This is a genomic window from Gardnerella sp. KA00288 (genome assembly GCF_049244085.1).
Taxonomy (GTDB): domain Bacteria; phylum Actinomycetota; class Actinomycetes; order Actinomycetales; family Bifidobacteriaceae; genus Bifidobacterium; species Bifidobacterium greenwoodii.
The window spans coordinates 853,763-873,047 of record NZ_CP058373.1 but is presented as its reverse complement, the minus strand read 5'-3'; the positions used below and the strand labels follow the sequence as shown (position 1 = coordinate 873,047).

12 protein-coding genes are annotated in these 19,285 nt (G+C 39.5%); 8 read left to right on the top strand and 4 right to left on the bottom strand.

Annotation, left to right across the window (positions count from 1 at the left end; translation table 11 throughout):
- The first annotated feature begins 342 nt into the window (after positions 1-342).
- The gene (locus HXT52_RS03270) at positions 343-2,280 is read left to right on the top strand and encodes a chromosome partitioning protein ParA (RefSeq protein WP_421775697.1); all 1,938 of its coding nucleotides are present in this window, start codon (positions 343-345) and stop codon (positions 2,278-2,280) included.
- Between the two features lie 94 nt (positions 2,281-2,374).
- Here HXT52_RS03270 and HXT52_RS03265 read toward each other — a convergent pair whose 3' ends face one another.
- Both HXT52_RS03265 and HXT52_RS03260 read right to left on the bottom strand, forming a co-directional pair.
- The gene (locus tag HXT52_RS03265) at positions 2,375-3,148 is read right to left on the bottom strand and encodes a response regulator (RefSeq protein ID WP_421775696.1); all 774 of its coding nucleotides are present in this window, start codon (positions 3,146-3,148) and stop codon (positions 2,375-2,377) included.
- A gap of 9 nt (positions 3,149-3,157) precedes the next feature.
- Complete coding sequence (locus HXT52_RS03260; protein WP_421775695.1) at positions 3,158-5,713, bottom strand: sensor histidine kinase; 2,556 nt, start codon at positions 5,711-5,713, stop codon at positions 3,158-3,160.
- A gap of 115 nt (positions 5,714-5,828) precedes the next feature.
- Here HXT52_RS03260 and HXT52_RS03255 point away from each other — a divergent pair, with 115 nt between their 5' ends.
- The 4 genes from HXT52_RS03255 (at position 5,829) to HXT52_RS03240 (ending at position 10,174) form a co-directional block, all read left to right on the top strand.
- On the top strand, positions 5,829-7,211 hold the full coding sequence (locus HXT52_RS03255) for an alpha/beta fold hydrolase (protein ID WP_421775694.1): 1,383 nt from the start codon (positions 5,829-5,831) through the stop codon (positions 7,209-7,211).
- Positions 7,212-7,347: 136 nt separating this feature from the next.
- The gene (gene proC / locus HXT52_RS03250; RefSeq protein WP_421775693.1) at positions 7,348-8,154 is read left to right on the top strand and encodes a pyrroline-5-carboxylate reductase; all 807 of its coding nucleotides are present in this window, start codon (positions 7,348-7,350) and stop codon (positions 8,152-8,154) included.
- Between the two features lie 51 nt (positions 8,155-8,205).
- Positions 8,206-9,294: a redox-regulated ATPase YchF gene (ychF, locus tag HXT52_RS03245; RefSeq protein ID WP_004136029.1), complete on the top strand. Its 1,089-nt coding sequence runs from the start codon at positions 8,206-8,208 to the stop codon at positions 9,292-9,294.
- A gap of 106 nt (positions 9,295-9,400) precedes the next feature.
- Entirely contained in the window at positions 9,401-10,174 is a 774-nt protein-coding gene (locus tag HXT52_RS03240) for a L,D-transpeptidase (RefSeq protein ID WP_421775692.1), read from the top strand.
- Positions 10,175-10,309: 135 nt separating this feature from the next.
- On the opposite strand, the gene HXT52_RS03235 is transcribed toward HXT52_RS03240, so the two are convergent.
- Entirely contained in the window at positions 10,310-11,371 is a 1,062-nt protein-coding gene (locus HXT52_RS03235; protein WP_004136034.1) for a YeiH family protein, read from the bottom strand.
- Between the two features lie 381 nt (positions 11,372-11,752).
- Between HXT52_RS03235 and HXT52_RS03230 the strand changes: the two genes are divergently transcribed.
- A complete protein-coding gene (locus HXT52_RS03230; RefSeq protein ID WP_004136036.1) occupies positions 11,753-13,042 on the top strand; it encodes a uracil-xanthine permease family protein in 1,290 nt (429 codons plus the stop codon).
- 142 nt (positions 13,043-13,184) lie between these two features.
- Positions 13,185-16,754, top strand: coding sequence for a UPF0182 family protein (locus HXT52_RS03225; protein WP_119521381.1), 3,570 nt, complete (start codon positions 13,185-13,187; stop codon positions 16,752-16,754).
- Positions 16,755-16,971: 217 nt separating this feature from the next.
- Here HXT52_RS03225 and HXT52_RS03220 read toward each other — a convergent pair whose 3' ends face one another.
- The gene (locus tag HXT52_RS03220; RefSeq protein WP_004136043.1) at positions 16,972-17,763 is read right to left on the bottom strand and encodes an ABC transporter permease; all 792 of its coding nucleotides are present in this window, start codon (positions 17,761-17,763) and stop codon (positions 16,972-16,974) included.
- Positions 17,764-18,146: 383 nt separating this feature from the next.
- Here HXT52_RS03220 and HXT52_RS03215 point away from each other — a divergent pair, with 383 nt between their 5' ends.
- Complete coding sequence (locus tag HXT52_RS03215; RefSeq protein ID WP_421775691.1) at positions 18,147-19,187, top strand: ABC transporter substrate-binding protein; 1,041 nt, start codon at positions 18,147-18,149, stop codon at positions 19,185-19,187.
- The last annotated feature ends 98 nt before the right edge of the window (positions 19,188-19,285 follow it).

Sequence of the window (19,285 nt, the reverse complement as noted above, 5' to 3'; positions counted from 1 at the left end):
TTAAGTTGCAGAAAATAAAGATAATGCCGGTGTGTAAATTTTACGTGCCGGCATTATCTTTTTCTTAAGTGTTTTCGACACGCAGAAAAAATTTGTATTATCGTTATTATTTTTTTATTAAAATGTGTGCATAATTATGCGAAGATTATAATATTATGTATAGAAATGGCATTTTTTATTAAAGATATTCAAAAATAATACGATTATTATTCATAATGACAAGTTTTGCCGGAAATTTTCCGAATAAATAGCGTTGAAAATGTATTTATTTCTTTGTTATGCTCAAAATGACTGCTGACATAAGTTAGACATGAAGGCCGCTACGAGCAAGGAGTAGAAAATATGGTAACGGTCAATAAAAAATCTGCCGCAGCAATTGCAGGAATCTTATTGTTAATGCAAAGCCCAATGCCAGCGTGGGCGCAAGATGCTGCTGATGAAGTACAGAATGTACCAGCTCAAACAGAGGCGACTGTTAAAGCGTCTACTGAAGAAGCAATTGAAAAAGCTGAAGAGCAAGTTCAGCAATTAGAAGATCAAATTGAAGCGTATAAGAAAAAAGTTGTAGAATTTGACGATCTTTTAAGTAAAATCTCTGAAACTGAAAAAATAGCTGAAAACGCTGTGAAAGATAAGGAAAAGGAACTTCTAGAAGCTCAAAATGCACTTAAAATGGATTCCGAAGCTGCAAAAGCAAAGGTTGCGGAATTTGAAAAATCCAAAAGAGAAAAAGAGAGCGATCTTACCGGATTAAAAGAAGCATACGAACTTTTAAAAAAGCAATATGATAATGCAAAATTAGCTCTTGATGGTTTGCAAAATGACGAAGAAGAAAAAAGTCAAACAAAAGAAAGAGCTGCATCTAGCATAAAGCAGTATGAATCGCAGATTTCAAATCTTCACAAAGAAGTAGATTCTCTTAAGGAATCTATTGCAAGTGATTCTGCTCAAGTTAAAGAGTATGAAACAAAAATGACTGATTTAGAATCTGCATTAGATAAAGCTGTTAAAGAAAATAATGGTGATATTGATTCTATAAATAATCAGCTTAAAAAAGTTTCTGATGATCAAGCTTTGCTTTTTAAAAAAATCGAAAAAGATAAGAAATCTGTAGCTGATAAAGAAAAAACTGTGAAAGAATTAGAATCTCTTTTCAAAACAGCGCAGCAAGAATTTGAAAAAGCAGATGAAGAACTTAAAAAGATTAAAGATCAAATTGATAAGTCTAAAAAAGATGTAGCCAATAAGCTCGAAGTTTCTAACAGTAAAGATTCTGAAGTAAAGAAAGCAGAGTCTGAAATAAAGCTTCTTGATAATATTATTGAGAACTATAAGTCAGTTGGTAAAGGTGATGAGCTAAGCCAAAAAATTGAATCACTAAAACGTGTTATTGCTGGTGTTAAAGCATTAAAAAATAATCAGCCTGATGCAAGAGCCAATAACAATAAGCAAAAGAAGCAAGTTGAAGATTCTTTAAGAGCCGCAGAAACGAAGCTTGAGGAAGCTAGAGTTAAAGTTGCTACTCTCAAAGCTCAATTGGAACAGGAAAAAGTTCAAAAGAATCAGCAAAATGGTAGCAGTTCTGCTGGTAATAATGAGGCAAAAGAATCTGAAAAACAGACTGCTCCTAGTGTTCCAGCACCTTCTGATTCTGAATCTAAAGAGCGTGTTTCTCCAGCACCTGCACCTCCAGTAGCAGGTGCTCCGAAAGTAGCTGCTCCTTCTCCTGCAGTACCTGAAGCTAAGATCCCAGCTCCGTCTGTTAAAGCTCCAGCTATGCCATCTGCTCCTGTTACTCCTGCAGCCCCAGTAGTGCCAGCAGTTCAAGTTGAAGATAATTCAGCTCCTGCTGTTTCTGAAGATGCTACAGATAAGCAGTCAAAGCCTGTTGAAAGCAAGACTGAAAGCAAGACTGAAAGCAAGCCTGTTGAAAGCAAGTCTGTTGAATCTGCAAAGCCTTCTGCAAAGCCTTCTGAATCTAATGTGGCTAAGGAAAACGTTAAAACTGCGGAAACCACGGAAACTTCTAAAACTGCAGAAAGTGCGGAAACTTCCGAAAATAATGATGTTCAGGATCGTCCTGCTAACGAAACTGACGAAAAGATTTCGGATACTGAAAGCGAAAAGCCACAAGCTCAAGCTAGTGCTACATCCGAGAACAAGTCTTCTGGCAATATGCTTAGCACTATAATGTTGGGTGTTTTGGGTGCGCTAACCATTTCTGGTGCGGCTGCTGCAGGCGTAACATTTATGCGTCACCGTCGCTTACCGAAAGCATAAATTAAAAAGCTATTAGGTATGTTGATAATTTAAATTTGCGGCTATTTGTGCCTTATGCATAAATAGCCGCATTTTTATATATTCTGGTATGTTTTTACGGCTTAACTAAGCCATTTTCGTAAGCAAAAACTACAGCTTGAACGCGGTCTCTAGCATCGATTTTTCCTAAAATATGCGCAACATGAGTTTTAACTGTTGGCAAGCTAATAAATAGTTTGTCAGCAATTTCCTGATTTGAAAGTCCGTGAGCAATTTCAACAAGAACCTCACGTTCTCTATCAGTAAGCTCTGGAATAACGGAAATTCCGTATGCGCAGCTTTGTGTTCCTTGTGCAGTTGAACTTGCTTGTGCAGCCGAATTTGCTTGTGCAGCGTAACTCGCAACGCTGTTTGCTTTAATATTTGTTGCTACTTTGCCTTGCTGAATCATATTTTCGATCAAACGTTTAGTAGCGGTCGGAGCAATAATTGCGTTTCCTTGATACACAGTTCGTATGGAATTAAGCAAAGTTTCTGGCTCTGTATCTTTAAGCAAAAATCCGGAAGCACCCGCATGAATTGCAGCCATAACATATTCGTCTAAATCAAAAGTTGTTAAGATAATGATTCGAGTATTTGTGTTAGTTTTTTGCTGCAGAATCTTGCGAGTTGCCTCCAAACCGTCCATTACAGGCATGCGAACGTCCATAAGAATAATGTCTAGATTCTGGCTTTTAGAAAGCTCCACAATTTGTGATCCGTTAGAAGCCTGAGATACAACGTGCATATCTTGCTGCGAATTTATTACCATCGCAAATCCTGCTCGCACAAGCTCCTGATCGTCTGCTATTGCAACGCGAATTACTTCATTGTTTTCCATATTTTCCATAGTATCAACTTACTCTTGCTTATTTAATGCGTTGTGTTGAATTTGCTCATCAAGTGGGGCAGCAGGGCGAATAGCAATCTCAGTTACATTCGCAGCATTATTTGCTGAATGAACGCTTGAACCTGTTTCTCGCAAAACTCCAAGCAATTTTCGCATATATTTCAGTGCCGAACGACCTTCATCTCCAATATTTTTGAAAGCTTTACTAATTTCTTCACTTTGTTCCTGTGATTGCTTTGGTTCTGATGACTTTCGATTTTCTGCATTGCTATTTGTTTTTTCGTCATTTTTAAGCATATCAATTCCGCTATTTGCTGCATCGATTACTTTATGCAATGTAATAGCAACTTTTTGCTGAATATTTGAGCTAAGTCGTTGCCTTTCTGCGTTAGCTGCAAGTACTTCTAGCTGTTTTTGCTCTTGCTCTAATTCTGTTCTGCGCGCTTTTAGAATCAGCAAATTATTGTCATCGTTTCTGCGGGAATAAGCAAATGCAATGGCCGCAAAACAAATTAACGCAACTATAAAACCAAAAATTAATCCAACGGACGCCATTTGCATAATGTCATAAAAATTGGTTGTGGCAATATTTGATGTAAAGAATCGTATTGGAGTTTCAGTTTGTGGAATATTTTTTGATGAAATACCAATTTTTACGGCGAAAATAGCAGATTCGGCAAGTACTACTGAGCTAACCCATTGCCATGCGTGTTTTTTACCGTAGAGCACAGCAGCGTAAATAATATTTGGTATGAAAAAATTAGCGAATAAAATATTCGGCAAGAGTATAAGCTGTATTGCAGAAAATACTGCTGCAACAATTGCGCATGCGGTTGGAGCTTTTCTGCGAAACATGAATGGAATCATGGTTGTAAGAGTAAATACTTTATAAAGTATTTGTAATGAAAGCGAGCTTGAATATTGTGAAGTCATTCCAGTTCCAACAGTAAAATCGTAAGTTGGCATAAAAAGCATCATAACAACCCAAGGTGATGCATAAATAATGTCTCCAATAAGCCAATGTTGTTCAAACCATTGAGATACTTTCTCAATCCTATTTTGTGAAGCATTTGCTTCTGGTAAAACGTATGGCAAAACTTTTGATGAGGTTGGAACGTTTACATCTGCTGGTTTCACATTTGCCGGTTTTGTTTGTGCTTCTGCTTGATTATTAACTTTTGCATTCTTATTAGTAACGTTATGAATACTATTTAATACAGAAGCAGTACTGTTTGACTGGTCTGCGCTGTAGGAATATGGAATAAAAGCAACAATACTAAACGTTCCATCATTGAGTTTTCCATAATCAAGCGTTCCATGAAGATTTTCAAGTCGCTCTTTCATGCCGATTAAGCCATAACCGTTTTTATGTTGCGCATTGCTATTTTGCGTTTGGTTAGCTTCGGTTTTGTGTATTTCATTCGTGATTTTTAGTGTTAAGCCTTGGTTATTCCACTGTTCATGAATGTTTATTTTAACGCCATCTCCTGCGTGCTTTCGAATATTAGTAAGAGATTCCTGAACAACGCGGTATGCAACGGTTTGTGCGTCCGTGTTAAGTCTATTTTGAGAATTTATGCCATCAACAGTATGCCAAAAAATATTTTTAGGAGATGCAATTTTTGCTTGTTCAATAAGCGAAGGTATGTGATTGAAATCCAATTGACACGATGGAGCGTCTGTTAAAGCTTCTAGAAGTCGGCGCATGTCGTGAACGGCGCGCTCGGCTTCGTTTTTAATAATATGCATTGTTTTTTTAGCAAGTGCAATATCTTTGGTTGCTGCATAACGACCACCATCTGCTTGAACAATAATAATAGAAAGCGTGTGGGCAACAATATCGTGCATATCTCTTGCAATTCTTGCGCGCTCTGCAGTAACAGCAATGTGTTGAGCTTTTCGGCGGTACGCGCGAATAGCATTATTGTGATCTTGCAAAAGTTGAATAGTATGCACGTGAGTGCGCTGCCAGTAGCCAATAATAACCGTAATAGTAGTAATAATAATCGCAAAAATTATTGAAGGAATTGCAAAATTAAGTATATTTGAAACGCAATTTTTTATGCTACTACTATTTATATTTTGTACACTACAAGTATAACTAGCTTTTGAATGATTGATGCCATATATTGGTCCCATTACAGTATTCCACGATATTACTGCGCAAGATAATACTGTTGTTACGTAAGCTGCAATAACAAAAGCTTTTGAATGTTCTGGATTTCCGCGCGCAATAGCATTAACAAGTAGCACGAAACCAAAGAAATCAGCGAAAAGTTGAGTAGGGCCAAATGCTACTTGCACAATGCAAATAACAATAAAAATAGTAGCCGCTTGTTCAGGCCATAGTTTTCGTAATGAAAGTAGTAATGCAACAACAATATTGATAAGCGTTACTGTAATAAGCGAACCTTGAGTCAAAAAGCCATCAACGTTGCTTATAACGTAGCGATCGCTTGAAAGTATAAAAAGAATAAGTGGAATAATACCCCATAATATGTCGTTTAATGTGAGCTCTTTTCGTAATCGCTGTATAACACTTTGAAACATATTAGGTACTTTCATAATTACTAGGCTAGTGCATAGTACTTTATAGAACAATCAAACTTGAGTATGATTTATAAATAGAGTGTGTAATTGATAGTTGCAATGTAGCACGAATAAAGAAAGGGATGGCAAGATGGCATTACTCACAAGCTATTATGTTCCGGGATTACATGTTGAGGAGCGTGCGATTGATGTTCCACTTGATTGGGAAGGCAACACTCCTGGTGGAGCTATTAAAGGCGAAACGATTCGACTGTTCTGTAGAGTTGTTTGTGCTCCTGAGCATGTGCATGACGATTTGCCGTTGCTTGTGTTTTTACAAGGCGGCCCTGGTGGGCAGTGTCCGCGACCACTTTCGCCTTCTAGTGATGGTTGGATTCAAGAGGCTATTAAGCATTTTCGCGTAGTCTTGCCAGATCAGCGTGGTGTTGGGCGTTCTTCAAGAGTGGATGCTTCAACTATGAAGCGTATGGCAGACGACGGAGTAAGTGTTGAGCGTCAAGCGTGGTATTTGAAGCGTTTCTTAGCTGACTCTATTATTCGCGATTTTGAACATTTGCGTCTTACTGAATTTGACGCAAAACCGTGGGTGTCTTTAGGGCAAAGTTACGGCGGATTCTTAACGCTTACGTATTTGTCGCTTTTCCCGCAAGGATTGATTGCAAGCTTCACAACTGGCGGCATTCCTCATGTTCCTGCAAATGCGCGTGAAGTCTATGAGCATACTTTTCCTCGTATGGCGCGTAAAACTGAGCAATTCTATGAGCGTTATCCTCAGGATGTTGCTCGTGCAGCCGCTATTGCGGATCGTATCGCGCAGGGTGATGTTGTGCTTCCAAATGGCGAGAAGCTTACGGTTGAGCGATTCCAAATGTTGGGTTCTTCCTTTGGTATGAAGCCAAGTTTTGAGCGAGTGCACTGGCTACTTGATTCTGCGTTTGCAGATGGTGATGGTTCTTTGAAAGCGTTTAAGCACGGTGGTGGAGCTTCTGCTGGAAGTTTAAGCGACGAGTTTGTGTACGGTGTAATGGATTCAACGGCTTCGAGCCCGCTTTATTGGCCGCTGCAAGAATTTATTTATGCTGACGGTGAATTAGAGCATCCAATTTTGTGGGCAGCTCAGCAGGTTAGGGAAACAATGTCAGAGTTTTCTGGTTCTGCACGTCCGCTTCTTTTTACGGGCGAAGCTATGTTTCCTTGGATGTTTGATCAAGAAAAAGCTTTGCAGCCATTCTTGCCAGCAGTTGACTGCTTAATGAGCGACAAGCAGTTTGGCAAAATTTACGATCAAGATCAACTTGCTAATAACGAAGTCCCATTACAGTCTGCAGTCTATTTTGACGACATGTATGTTGATTCTGGTCTTCAGTTAGATACGCTTTCTCGTATTGCAAACTCCCATTATTGGACAACAAACGAATTTGAGCATGATGGTTTGCATGGAGATGTAGTATTCCGTCATCTTTTTGATGAGGCTTTAAATCGTGGTGATTTAGAGGGAATTTACAAGCGCTAATAAGCTCTGTAAGTTTTAAATTTTGCGTGTTTGTATCGTTTAATAGAGCAATATTTGATATGCTATACATCTGTTTGAGTAATAATTGCGTCATAAATAGTGCTTTATTTATGAAATGCACCAAAGGGGATTATGAATGAGTAGTGGAACATTCGGTACTGTTGGATTTATTGGTTACGGCAATATGGCACAAGCAATTGCTAAAGGTGCTGTAAATGCAGGCGTATTGCAAGGTGAAAATATTGTTGCATGTGCTCGTAATTTTGAAAAACTTGAGCGTAACACTTCGCTTATTGGCGCTCGCGCTATGCGCACTGCTAAAGAAGTATGTGAAGCAAGTGACGTAATTATTGTTGCTGTAAAACCTTATCAGATTTCTGAAGTTCTTAAACCTATTGCTGGTCTTATTGATGAACGCGGTACAGCCATTATTTCTGTTGCAGCCGGCTGGAATCTTGAGCGATACAAGGATTTGCTTGGCAATAATGTTCATGTTCAATGCATTATTCCTAATACTCCTATTTCGGTAGGTCAGGGAGTTACTTTAGCTGAGTCTAGTAATACTCTAACTGACGCCCAGCTTTCTATGTTTAATGCTTTATTTGAGCCAATTTCTTTAGTAGAGCGTGTGGCTGGCGAAAATATGAATATTGCAATGTGTATTTCTAGCTGTGCTCCAGCTTTTACAGCAATGTACATGGAAGCTTTGGGAGATGCTGGCGTAAAGTACGGGTTGCAGCGAGATTGTGCTTACCGTTTGGCTGCAAAAATGATCGAAGGAGTAGGTGCGTTATATATGAACGAGCGTACTCATCCAGGGATTATGAAAGATGCAGTGTGCTCTCCTGGAGGAACCACTATTCGAGGCGTTGCTGAGCTAGAATCTCGCGGATTTAGGGGAGATGTTATTTCTGCCGTGGATGCTATCGAAAATATAAAGTAAATAAAATCAAGTTGTGTCGGCTTTCCCGACGCTGGTCTAAACTAGGTGAATATGTCTTTAACTATTGGAATTGTTGGATTGCCAAACGTGGGCAAATCCACTATGTTTAATGCTTTAACTCGCAATAACGTTTTGGCGGAGAATTATCCGTTTGCAACTATTGAACCAAATACTGGTATTGTGCCACTTCCGGATCATCGTCTTCCAGTTTTAGCTAAATTAGTTAATACCGAAAAGATTGTTCCAGCAACGGTTACTTTCGTTGATATTGCAGGCATTGTTAAGGGTGCTTCCGAGGGCGAAGGTTTGGGCAATAAGTTCCTTGCTAATATTCGCGAAGCAGATGCTATTTGCGAAGTTGTGCGCGCGTTTAATGACGACGATATTGTGCATGTGAACGGCAAAGTGGATCCTGCCGACGATATTGACACTATTAATACTGAGCTTATTCTTGCCGATATGCAAACTATTGAAAATGCTCTTCCAAAGTTGGAAAAGGATTTGCGTGGCAAGAAAGTTACGCAGGAATATGTTGATGCAGTAAATAAAGCTAAGGAAATTCTTGCTTCTGGTAAAACGATTGACCAAGCGCATAACGAAAAGCTTATTGATAAAAACGATGTGTACGATTTGCACTTGCTTACTGCTAAGCCGTTTATTTACGTGTTTAACGTAGATGATTCTGAGCTTGCTGACGAAGATTTAAAGTCTAAACTTTCTGCTTCTGTGGCGCCTGCAAAAGCAATCTTCTTGAACGCTCAGTTTGAGTCCGAGCTTACAGAGCTTGACGAAGCTGACGCTCGTGAAATGCTTGAGGATGCTGGTTTGAAGGAATCTGGTTTGGATCAGCTTGCGCGTGTGGGATTCGATATTTTAGGTCTTCAAACCTATTTAACCGCTGGTGTTAAGGAAGTTCACGCTTGGCAGATTCATAAAGGTTGGACTGCTCCTCAAGCTGCTGGCGTAATTCACACTGATTTTGAGCGCGGATTTATTAAAGCAGAAATCGTATCTTACGATGATTTTGTTGAGGCTCAAGGCTCTATGGCAAAAATTAAGGAAGAAGGCAAGCTTCGTCTTGAAGGCCGAGACTATGTTATGCAAGATGGAGATATTGTTGAATTTAAATTCAACGTGTGATATTTCTGCGAATTAAGCGAAATTTTGTTTTTTCAAGCGTTGCTGCTAGTAGTTTGCTGTTAAACTATTAGTAGCAACTTTTTTATTTTTATAACCGGAGATAGTGATGCAATTTATTCGTGGCTTTGTTAGTGATATACGCAAATGTGCGCGAGTTTTTGCAAAAGTGCGCAGATGGTGGATTCGTAGTTCGAAAACTATGCGCTACATATCTGCGAGCATACTTGCAATGTTGATAGTAATTTTCCTGTTATTTGTTGGTTTTGAAACGTCAAATGTACTTTCTACTACGTATCAATACGGTGTGCAGGCACGGAAAAATGCGCTTATTGAAAAGATTAAGAATAATTGCGGCGGTATTAAAAATAACAGTAATAGAAGAAATCTAAATAATATTTATAAGTATTGCAATAAAAGTTCTTCTAAAAAAGCTAATGCTAAATCTGATTTTTGGAAGTATCCTACAGGGGGAGCGTACCCTAATCTTACTGGAATAAAGGTTTCTGACTTACATATTGATGTAAATCTTAAAAAGCAGCGCGTTTACATTATTGTTAAAGGAAAAACTGTTTATTCAATGATTATGAGTTCTGGAATAAATGACTCTACTCCTCATGGCGATTATCATATTAACGGCATGCGCAACAAGCATTTTTACAATCAGAATGAAAAAGTTGGCGCTGACTATTGGGTAGGTTTTATTGATGCAGAATACTTATTCCACTCTGTGCCAACTAACCATGAGTTTGGGAATTATATTAGGTCTGAAGGTATGAAGTTAGGAAAGCCTGCATCTCATGGTTGTGTGCGTTTAAGCGTTGCGGATGCAAAATGGTTCTATGAGAATATTCCTGACGGAACGTCTGTTCATATTGGATAATCTTGCAAAAATTGTATAAACGCAATATTTAACTAGTCTGATTTAAATGTAATTTTAAATGTTGCAAATAAAAAAGAGGGCCTTCATTTGAAGACCCTCTTATATTTTTAGCAAACTATTCTTGCAATATTTTGTTTAGAAGAATAGTACTGCAGCCAAACAAGCTAATACTACCAAAACAATAGAAGCTAAGAAGCTTGCAAGGAAAGCAGTGCGACCCTGTTTGAAAATAACTTTGAAGTTTACGTTAATTCCAAGAGCTGCCATTGCCATGCCAAGGAAAACGTATCCTGCTTCTACAAGAGTGGATGCGTGAGCTGTTATGAAAGGAACGTAAGTTCCAATAACAGATGCTGCAATAAAGCCAAGCATAAACCATGGGAAGCTAATCTTATGCTTTCCGCCATTTTCAACTTTGCTATGACGAGCATTCCACCAGATTGCAATAAAGATGGAGGCTGGAACGAGCATAAGAACTCGTGAAAGCTTCATTATTGTTGCAACATTAATACTATTGAATGCTCCACCAGCTGCAACAGCATGTGCAATTTCGTGAAGAGATGCGCCTGAAGCAATTCCAAGCTGCTGATTAGTCATGCCGAAGTGAGGAAGAATAAAGATTTCAGCAAGAGCGTAAATAGTGCCCATAATTGCAACTGTTGCAACGGCCATAACTTCGTTCTGCTCTTTTTCATCTTCCTCTTCTGGAAGAACTGGCATTGAGCCAGAAAGACCCATAACTGCTGCAGCGCCACAAATACTTGTGCCTCCTGCAGTAAGCATTGCAAGCTGAGGATTTACCTTCAAAAGTTTAGCAATGTTATAAGTTACGCAAACCATTACTGCAACTAACACAGCTGCAATAGGTAGGCACTTAATGCCCTTGGTAAACAAATCATGCAAATTCAGCTTAAAGCCGAGGAGAATAATACCAAGGCGAAGAAGTTTGTTTGCAATCAAACCAGCTGCGCTTTTAACTCCTGCGCGTCGTAAATCATTATTCTTTTTGTATGCGTGCAATGGCAGCTGCAGAGCCATGCCAACGAGCAACGCAATAATAAGAGCACCCAGAAGTTTTAAGCCTGGGTATTGCTTAAGCCAGCTACCAATGAAGGAAGCTAGAAGTGTCAATACGGCAATAAGAGCCATATCGATGGTGCAGATTTTCTTTTTCCATGTATCAAAGAAATTAACCATTTAGCTCATTATTCTCTCACAATCGGACAAAAACGAACATTAAATAAAAATTTAGTCAGATGTTATAAATATCTTGCAAATTTTAATCAATTTTATAAACATAAGTGAGCGATTATAAACATTCGTTAGTGTTTGTTTTATTCTTTTCGACACACCGATTTTCCTTGATATTTCAACAAAAATAAAAAGTAGCCTTACGATTTTCTACTTATGTTCGACACATATCTTTTTGCGCGTTAAAATTTCTCTTTGGCATATGGGTCGGTGGTGTAATGGAGCCCCCAGAAGCTGCCATCCCAGCGCTCGATGAGTGCTTGTTTTTTTTTTTAACGACACTCGGTTACATACCTCTTGCAGAACTTGTTTTTACGAGGAGAAGAAATGAATTCTTTGTTTACATGGCAGCTTCATGGAGACGGAAAAACTTTGAAGCCAGGCGAAGTAGTAGAGCCAGATGAACGTTTAACGTGGACTCGTACTGCTGGCATTGGCGCTCAGCATGTTATTGCAATGTTTGGCGCCACATTCTTAGTGCCAATTCTTACAGGCTTTGATCCGTCTACTACTTTAATGTTCACGGCTCTTTCCACAGCACTGTTCTTACTTATTAACGCAAATAAGCTTCCTAGTTATTTAGGAAGCTCTTTTGGTCTTATAGCACCTGTTATGGCAGTAACTGCTGCGCATAAGGGCATAGCTGTAGCAAGCTTTGGCATTATGTGCACGGGTATTCTTCTTGCGCTAATTGGTGTGCTTGTGCATTTTGCAGGAGCAAAGTGGATTGACATTATTATGCCTCCTGTTGTTAACGGTGCAATCGTTGCAATTATTGGCTTTAACTTGGGTCCAGCTGTTTGGGGTAACTTCCAAAAGGCTCCAGACACTGCTTTAGTAACTTTGGTTGCAGTTATGCTCATTGCAGTAATCTTCCGTGGCCTTCTTGGACGATTGAACATTTTGCTCGGTGTTCTTGTTGGCTACGCGTATGCATGCTTCCAGGGTCAAGTTGACTTTAGTAAGATTGAGCAAGCTTCTTGGATTGGCTTCCCTAAGTTCCACACTCCGCAAGTTGACTTCTCTGTTTTGCTTATGTTCTTGCCAGTTGTGCTGGTTCTTATTGCAGAAAACGTTGGTCATGTTAAGTCTGTAGCTCAAATGACTGGCCGCGACTACGATTCCAAGATTGGTACAGCTTTGTTTGCCGATGGTTTAGGTACTGCAATTGCAGGTTGCTTCGGCGGCTGCGGTACAACTACATATGGTGAAAACATTGGTGTTATGGCTGCAACAAAAGTGTATTCTACTGCTGCTTATTGGTGCGCTGCATTCTTCGCGTTCGTATTAAGCCTCTGCCCAAAGTTTGGTGCAATTGTAAACTCTATTCCAGCTGGAGTTTTGGGTGGTGTAACCACTTTGCTTTACGGCATGATTGGTATGATTGGTGTGCGCATTTGGGTAGAAAACAAGGTGAACTTCGACAAGCCAGTTAACATTATGATTGCTGCAATCGTTATGATTATTGGCATTGCTAACTTCCAATTTGCTGTTTCTGGAATTCAGTTCAACGGCATTGCAATCGGCACTGTTGTTGTGTTGGTTGTGTACCACGTAATGAAGGCAATAGGAAAGCTCACCGGAACAATCGCTAAAGACGATCCAGATGTTGCTTAGCTTAAATGCTTTAATCTGATTTAATCTAATCAAATTAGGCGCGTTCGCTACTTTTGCGAGCGCGCTTTTTTGTAATTATTTTTGATTACACAACAAACACAACAAGTAGATTGGGAATAATTAGTATAGTATCATTAAGCTTATGTTGAAAGTCATCATAGAAATAATTATTGGCATTGCATGGGTTGCTTTTGGCGCGTATATGGCTAATAAACCTAAAAACACTAAAGTGCATAAGCGTTCCGATTATTCAAGCGATGGAAAGAAAAAGAGCAATCAAAATAATGATGCTGCTGATGCTTCTATGGATGATTCTATTGATCAAGATGTAGTTATAGAAAGCATTGATGAAGATAATAGCAATGCAAATGTTGTTGATAAAGATGCTTCTAAAGATGAGTCTAAAGATGAGTCTAATAGTGAAAACAAAGATAAGACTTTTTCAAAGTTTGCAAAAAAAATGAAAGATTGGGCAGACTATTATAGTGAAGATGATGACCTCGGTGACCTCTTTACTGATTTATTAGAAGCTAAGAAAAAACTAGAAAACGAAGGTGATTCGCCAAAAAATACCGATACTACCGATACTAGCGATACTAGCGAAGATAGTGAAAGCAATAAAAGCGATAATAAAAGCTCAAATAGCAAGGAGAGTCATTCTGTGAAAATTGATTTTGATGTAAATAAGTTTGTTGGAAAATCAAGAAAATGGCGTTGGATTTTTGCTGCAATCGTAGTAGCAATAGTTTTTATATGCGCAATTGTTTTTGGTCTTGCAAAGTTTATAACCGATTGCATGTGGTATGCTCAACTCGGCTTTGAAAGCGTAATCTGGATTCAGTTGGCTGCAAAAGTAGGAGTTTGGATACTATACGCTGTATTGATGTCCGCTTTTGGTTACTTGTCTGCAGCTTTAGCAATTAAAGCTCGTCCGACTAATGCAGATGGCTCTTATATTCGCGTGCGAGGAAATGTTATTGACCTAAAGCATGGAATAAGCTCTAAAGTTGCGTTACATGCTGCTGGTATTGTTTCACTAATTGTTGGCGCAATATTTGGTTTCCAATTCTACAATCACTGGGTGCAAATATTACTTATGTTCAACGCTCAGTCTTTCGGAATTAAGGATCCACAATTTGGAATCGACAATGGTTTTTACGTATTTGTGCTTCCAGGACTAAGATTGTTTGCCGGTGCTTTTGTTCTTCTTTTGGTAATATCTCTTATTTTCTCTATTGTTTCGCACCTGCTTATGGGCGGTATTCGCTTTACTATGCCTATTGATGGCAATGGAATATTGAATATTACTAACCGCGCTCGCAGGCAAATCGCAATATGGTTTATGTTTGTGATTTTATCTTGGGCAGTTTTGCAAATTTTAGACATGTTCTCTGTAGTAACTCTTGACGGTTCAAGAATTACTGGTGGATCATACACGGATATGAACGCTGGAGTGCCTGGAAGCATAGTAATGGCAGTAATAACTGTTGTGGTTGGTGCGGTTCTTGCGTTTTGGTTTATGAAATCTCATGCACTCTCTGGTGAAGCTCCAATAGCGCAACGTTTTAAGAGTGCTGTTAAAGCTTGGAAAACCCCAACAATTGCTTTGGTTTCTTTAATTGCTTGCTCAATTGTTATATCTTTTGCTTGGCCTGCACTTTTGCAGCGTTTTAAGGTTGCTCCTAACGCACAGGAAATGGAAGCGCCTTATATTCAGCGAAATATTGATGCTACAAAGTTTGCTTACGGTTTAAACAATGTAAAGAAAGAATCGTATAACGCAACTTCTCACGGAAAATCTGGAGCGTTATCTGCAGAAGCAGAATCTACTGCGCAAATTCGTTTGCTTGATCCTCAAGTTACTTCTCCAACATTCCGTCAGCTTCAGCAATCAAAGCAATACTACACTTTTGCGGACACTCTTTCTGTTGACAAATACGATATTGACGGAGTGAGTCAAGATACTGTTATTGCGGCTAGAGAGCTAGATTTAGCTGGCAATGATAATCGTAACTGGGTGAACGATCACACTGTTTACACTCATGGATACGGCATGGTTGCGGCTTATGGAAATAAGGTTACTGCAGACGGTCAGCCTCAGTTTATGGAATACGGTATTCCTACTCAAGGTAAGCTTACGAAGTCGCAAAAATATGAGCCTCGTATCTACTTCTCTCCAAACGCTCCAGAATATTCCATTGTTGGCTCGCCAAAAGGCACAGCTCCGTGGGAATTTGATTATCCAACAGGTTCTCAAGGTGCCTTAACTACTTTTAAGGGTAATGGTGGCCCGAGCGTAGGTAACTTCTTCTCTAAGCTGATGCATGCTATTCGTTTTGAGTCGGATCAGATTCTCTTCTCGGATAGAGTTACCGCAAATTCTCAGATTTTGTACGATCGCGACCCTAAGACGCGTGTGTCGAAAGTTGCTCCATACTTGACTTTGGACGGCCGAGTGTATCCTGCTGTTGTGGATGGTCGAGTTAAGTGGATTGTTGACGGATACACTACTTCTGATGCTTATCCATACTCTCAAATGACTGATTTTGGCAGTATTACGCAGGATTCAACTACAACAACATCTCGCTCAATTAAAGGTTTAACTAATCAGCGCGCAAATTATATTCGCAATTCAGTAAAAGCCACTGTTGATGCATACGATGGTTCGGTTGATTTGTACGTTTGGGATACCAAAGACCCTGTGATTAAAGCTTGGAAATCAATATTCCCAGGTCATTATCACGATATTTCTAAGATTTCTGGCGATTTGATGAAACATTTGCGTTATCCGGAAAGCTTGTTTAAGGTTCAGCGTTATTTGCTAGCAAAGTACCATGTAGATACTGCAAGTCAGTTCTTCTCTGGTGAAGATTTCTGGCAGACTCCTGTTGATCCAACGGAATCTCAAAGTCTTCAACGTGATGATATTTTGCAACCGCCTTACTATTTGACTTTGCAAACTGGGGATGCAAAGAAGCCGGTATTTTCGTTAGTTTCTACATATATTCCTGCAGGTAAGATTACTCGCGAAATTTTAACTGGTTTCTTGTCTGTTGATTCAGATGCCGGGGATACTCCGGGAAAGATTGGACCAAACTATGGTAAGCTTCGCTTGCAAGAATTACCTAAGGTTTCTAACGTTCCAGGACCTGGTCAAGCTCAAAACAATTTCAACGCTAACGCTAGCGTTTCTAAAGAGCTGAATTTGCTTGAATCTGGTTCTACAAAAGTTAAGCGAGGAAACTTATTAACTTTGCCTCTTGGTGGAGGACTTGTTTACGTAGAGCCTGTTTATGTGCAATCAAGTGGATCTACAAGTTATCCATTGCTTAAGAAGGTATTAGTTGCTTTCGGCGATCAGGTTGGTTTTGCAGATACATTGGACGAAGCTCTTGATCAAGTATTCGGTGGAGATTCCGGAGCTTTGGCAGGAGACGCTTCTAATAAACCTGGCGATAAAGCAGATAAGCCTCAAATAAGCGAAGGTAGTAAAGATAGCAAAGAGAATAAGCAAAATTCTTCTAATCAAGCTTCCTCTACTAATTCATCTTCGCTAAATCCTCAAGTAAAAGCTGCTCTTAAGCGTGCAGCTCAAGCGTTAAAGGATTCCGATGCTGCAATGCGAGAAGGTAATTGGGAAGCGTATGGCAAAGCTCAAAAGGAGCTAAGCGATGCTATTGGCGAGGCTATGAAAGAAGAATCTGCAAAGTAGTAGAATTGCCGTTACTAATCCGTTATTATCTCAGTTTTGTAGCTGAGATAATAACGGATATTGCTATTTATGCGTTACTTTCTCAGTTTGTTGACTGAGTTAGTAACGGTGTTTTGCTTATTACCGTTATTTTCTCAGTTTGTTGACTGAGTTTTTAACGGTGTTTTGCTTATTACCGTTATTTTCTCAGTTTGTTGACTGAGTTTTTAACGGTGTTTTAAAGCTGGTTGTCTGGATCTTCGTCATCGCTTACAGGGCCAAGAAGCAGACGCTCACTAATATTGACTACTCCCATAAGCAATGCTGTAAAAGCAATAATTACCAAAGTCGCTGAAAAAATGAGGGGAGTGCGGAAAGAATTATATGCAGCTTGCAGCCAAATACCTAATCCTTGACGAGCGCCAAGATATTCTGCAGTAGTAGCTGCGCCAAAAACGTAGGCTGCGCTAATGCGAATACCGCCAAAAATTTGGCGCGCTGCAACTCGTAATTTTACATGCCAAAGCGTCCAAACTCGTCCAGCTCCGCACGTTAAAGCTACATCGCTATAAAAACTTGGCACTGCATCAAGACCTCTAATTGTTTGAACAGCAATAGGGAACATGCTAAAAATAGCTACGATAACAATTTTTCCAGACATTTCGAAACCGAACCATATAAGAAATAGAGGGGCAATCGAAATAAGTGGTAACGTTTGTGCAGCACAAAGAAGGGGGAACAAAGCTGCGTGAACCAGCTTGCATACGTGAAAAAGTACGCCCAGCAAAATGCCGCACACAATGGCAAAACTAAAACCAATAACCGTTTCTTCAATAGTTGCAAGAGTTGCAGGCCATAATTGCGGCCACACTTCACAAGTGGCTTTTGCAATAGTTGTCGGAGTTGGAATAGAATTTTCTGGAATTTTATAAAATTCGCAAGAAAGCTGCCAAAAAATTAGTAACGTAATAATAGAAATTACTGTTGGCAGATAATTATGCAGTAGTGATTTCCAACGCGCGCGCGTCATGGAATATCGTTCCTTTCAATATACAAGCAATAATGCTTGTTGTAGTTGTTTGACTGCTGCCCCAATCAAACAACATAAAATTTTACAAACTTTCTTGTATGAAAATATCACATAGCTAGTATGTAGTTAGCAAACGTGTATTTTATGCGTATTTGTCTTTCGATTAGTGCATAATTTAGTCGTTTCGTGAGTCAATGTGTGGCAAACCGAAAGTTCTAATTTTCGGGGGCATTGAACGGCGCGGGCTAGGTCCTTGATACCGTTTTCTGCCAAGTTCGTGTCACGTTCCCAGAAAGCGGATTTTTAAGAAAGTTAGGGAACTCATGATATGTCAATTATGGCGCAATGCGCGAGCTTTTTGTTTTAAATTTAATAAAAATATTATGCGCGCAACAGCAGTTTTTATAAGCTCATGCTGCATTCTGTCTTTGTGCGCGTGCGGATCAAACAACAGTAAGCAGAATAGTAAATCTGGTCTTCAAAACGTTTCGTTTATGCTTTCTTGGATACCAGATACTAATCATATTGGCGTATACGTGGCAAAGCATATGGGCTGGTTTAAGCAAGCTGGTTTACACGTGAATATTTTGGCTGTGTCTCAAACTGGTGCCGAGCATGCTGTTGACTCTGGAGCTGCGGATTTTGCTTTAAGTAATACTACTAATCTTGCAGATTTCAGCACAAAGGGCGCTAAATTGAAGGAAGTTTTGCAAGTTCAGCAAAAGCCTAGCGCAATTTGGTGCTCTCTTTATAAAAACACTAAAATTCATTCTCCTAAAGACTTTGATGGTAGAACTTTTGCAACCTTTGGATCTGCAGAAGGCGATGCTGTTATTCGCAGAATGATTCAGCATGATGGTGGCGAAGGTAAGTTCGACAAGGTTACTGTTGGCACTTCCACGTTCCGCACTCTTGAATCCGGAAAAGCTGATTTTGGTGGTTTTTATGGAACTTGGGAAGGCGTGCAAGCGCAAATGTATGGTCCAAAGTTGCGTTGCTTTAAAGAAGCAGACTATGGTGTGCCAGGCCAGCAGGACACTATTGGCATTATTACTCACGCAAACACGGTTAAGCGCAATCCGAAGCTTGTTCGTGCTTTTGTTAAAGCCGTTAAGCGCGGTTATGAATATGCTTACAATCATCCAGATGAAGCTGCGAATATTTTAGTAAAAGAGGCTCCTGAAGCTAATCTTGATGTGAAATTCGTTAAGCGAAGCATGAAGATGATTGTTGACGGGCAATATTGGGGCAATCGTGCAGACATAAAAAGCGGCAAGTTTGTGTTCGGCACGAATGATGTTAAGGGTGCTCAAGAATACTTCGACTTCCTAAGTAAGGAAGGCGCATATACGGATTCTAAAGGCAAAGTAACATATAAAACTCCTCAAGCAAAAGAATTAACTACAGACGAATTTTTGAAGTAGTTTACGCAATGACTTGAGTCTTGCTAAAATAGATTACAGTATATGAGGGCGTATCGGGTAGTTGGAAATCCAGCTTCAATCGATGCGCCCGTTTTGTT

Coding starts and splice junctions, on each gene's coding strand:
- HXT52_RS03270 (WP_421775697.1), top strand. CDS start 343: ATGGTAACGGTCAATAAAAAATCTGCCGCAGCAATTGCAGGAATCTTA.
- HXT52_RS03265 (WP_421775696.1), bottom strand. CDS start 3,148: ATGGAAAATATGGAAAACAATGAAGTAATTCGCGTTGCAATAGCAGAC.
- HXT52_RS03260 (WP_421775695.1), bottom strand. CDS start 5,713: ATGAAAGTACCTAATATGTTTCAAAGTGTTATACAGCGATTACGAAAA.
- HXT52_RS03255 (WP_421775694.1), top strand. CDS start 5,829: ATGGCATTACTCACAAGCTATTATGTTCCGGGATTACATGTTGAGGAG.
- proC (WP_421775693.1), top strand. CDS start 7,348: ATGAGTAGTGGAACATTCGGTACTGTTGGATTTATTGGTTACGGCAAT.
- ychF (WP_004136029.1), top strand. CDS start 8,206: ATGTCTTTAACTATTGGAATTGTTGGATTGCCAAACGTGGGCAAATCC.
- HXT52_RS03240 (WP_421775692.1), top strand. CDS start 9,401: ATGCAATTTATTCGTGGCTTTGTTAGTGATATACGCAAATGTGCGCGA.
- HXT52_RS03235 (WP_004136034.1), bottom strand. CDS start 11,371: ATGGTTAATTTCTTTGATACATGGAAAAAGAAAATCTGCACCATCGAT.
- HXT52_RS03230 (WP_004136036.1), top strand. CDS start 11,753: ATGAATTCTTTGTTTACATGGCAGCTTCATGGAGACGGAAAAACTTTG.
- HXT52_RS03225 (WP_119521381.1), top strand. CDS start 13,185: ATGTTGAAAGTCATCATAGAAATAATTATTGGCATTGCATGGGTTGCT.
- HXT52_RS03220 (WP_004136043.1), bottom strand. CDS start 17,763: ATGACGCGCGCGCGTTGGAAATCACTACTGCATAATTATCTGCCAACA.
- HXT52_RS03215 (WP_421775691.1), top strand. CDS start 18,147: ATGCGCGCAACAGCAGTTTTTATAAGCTCATGCTGCATTCTGTCTTTG.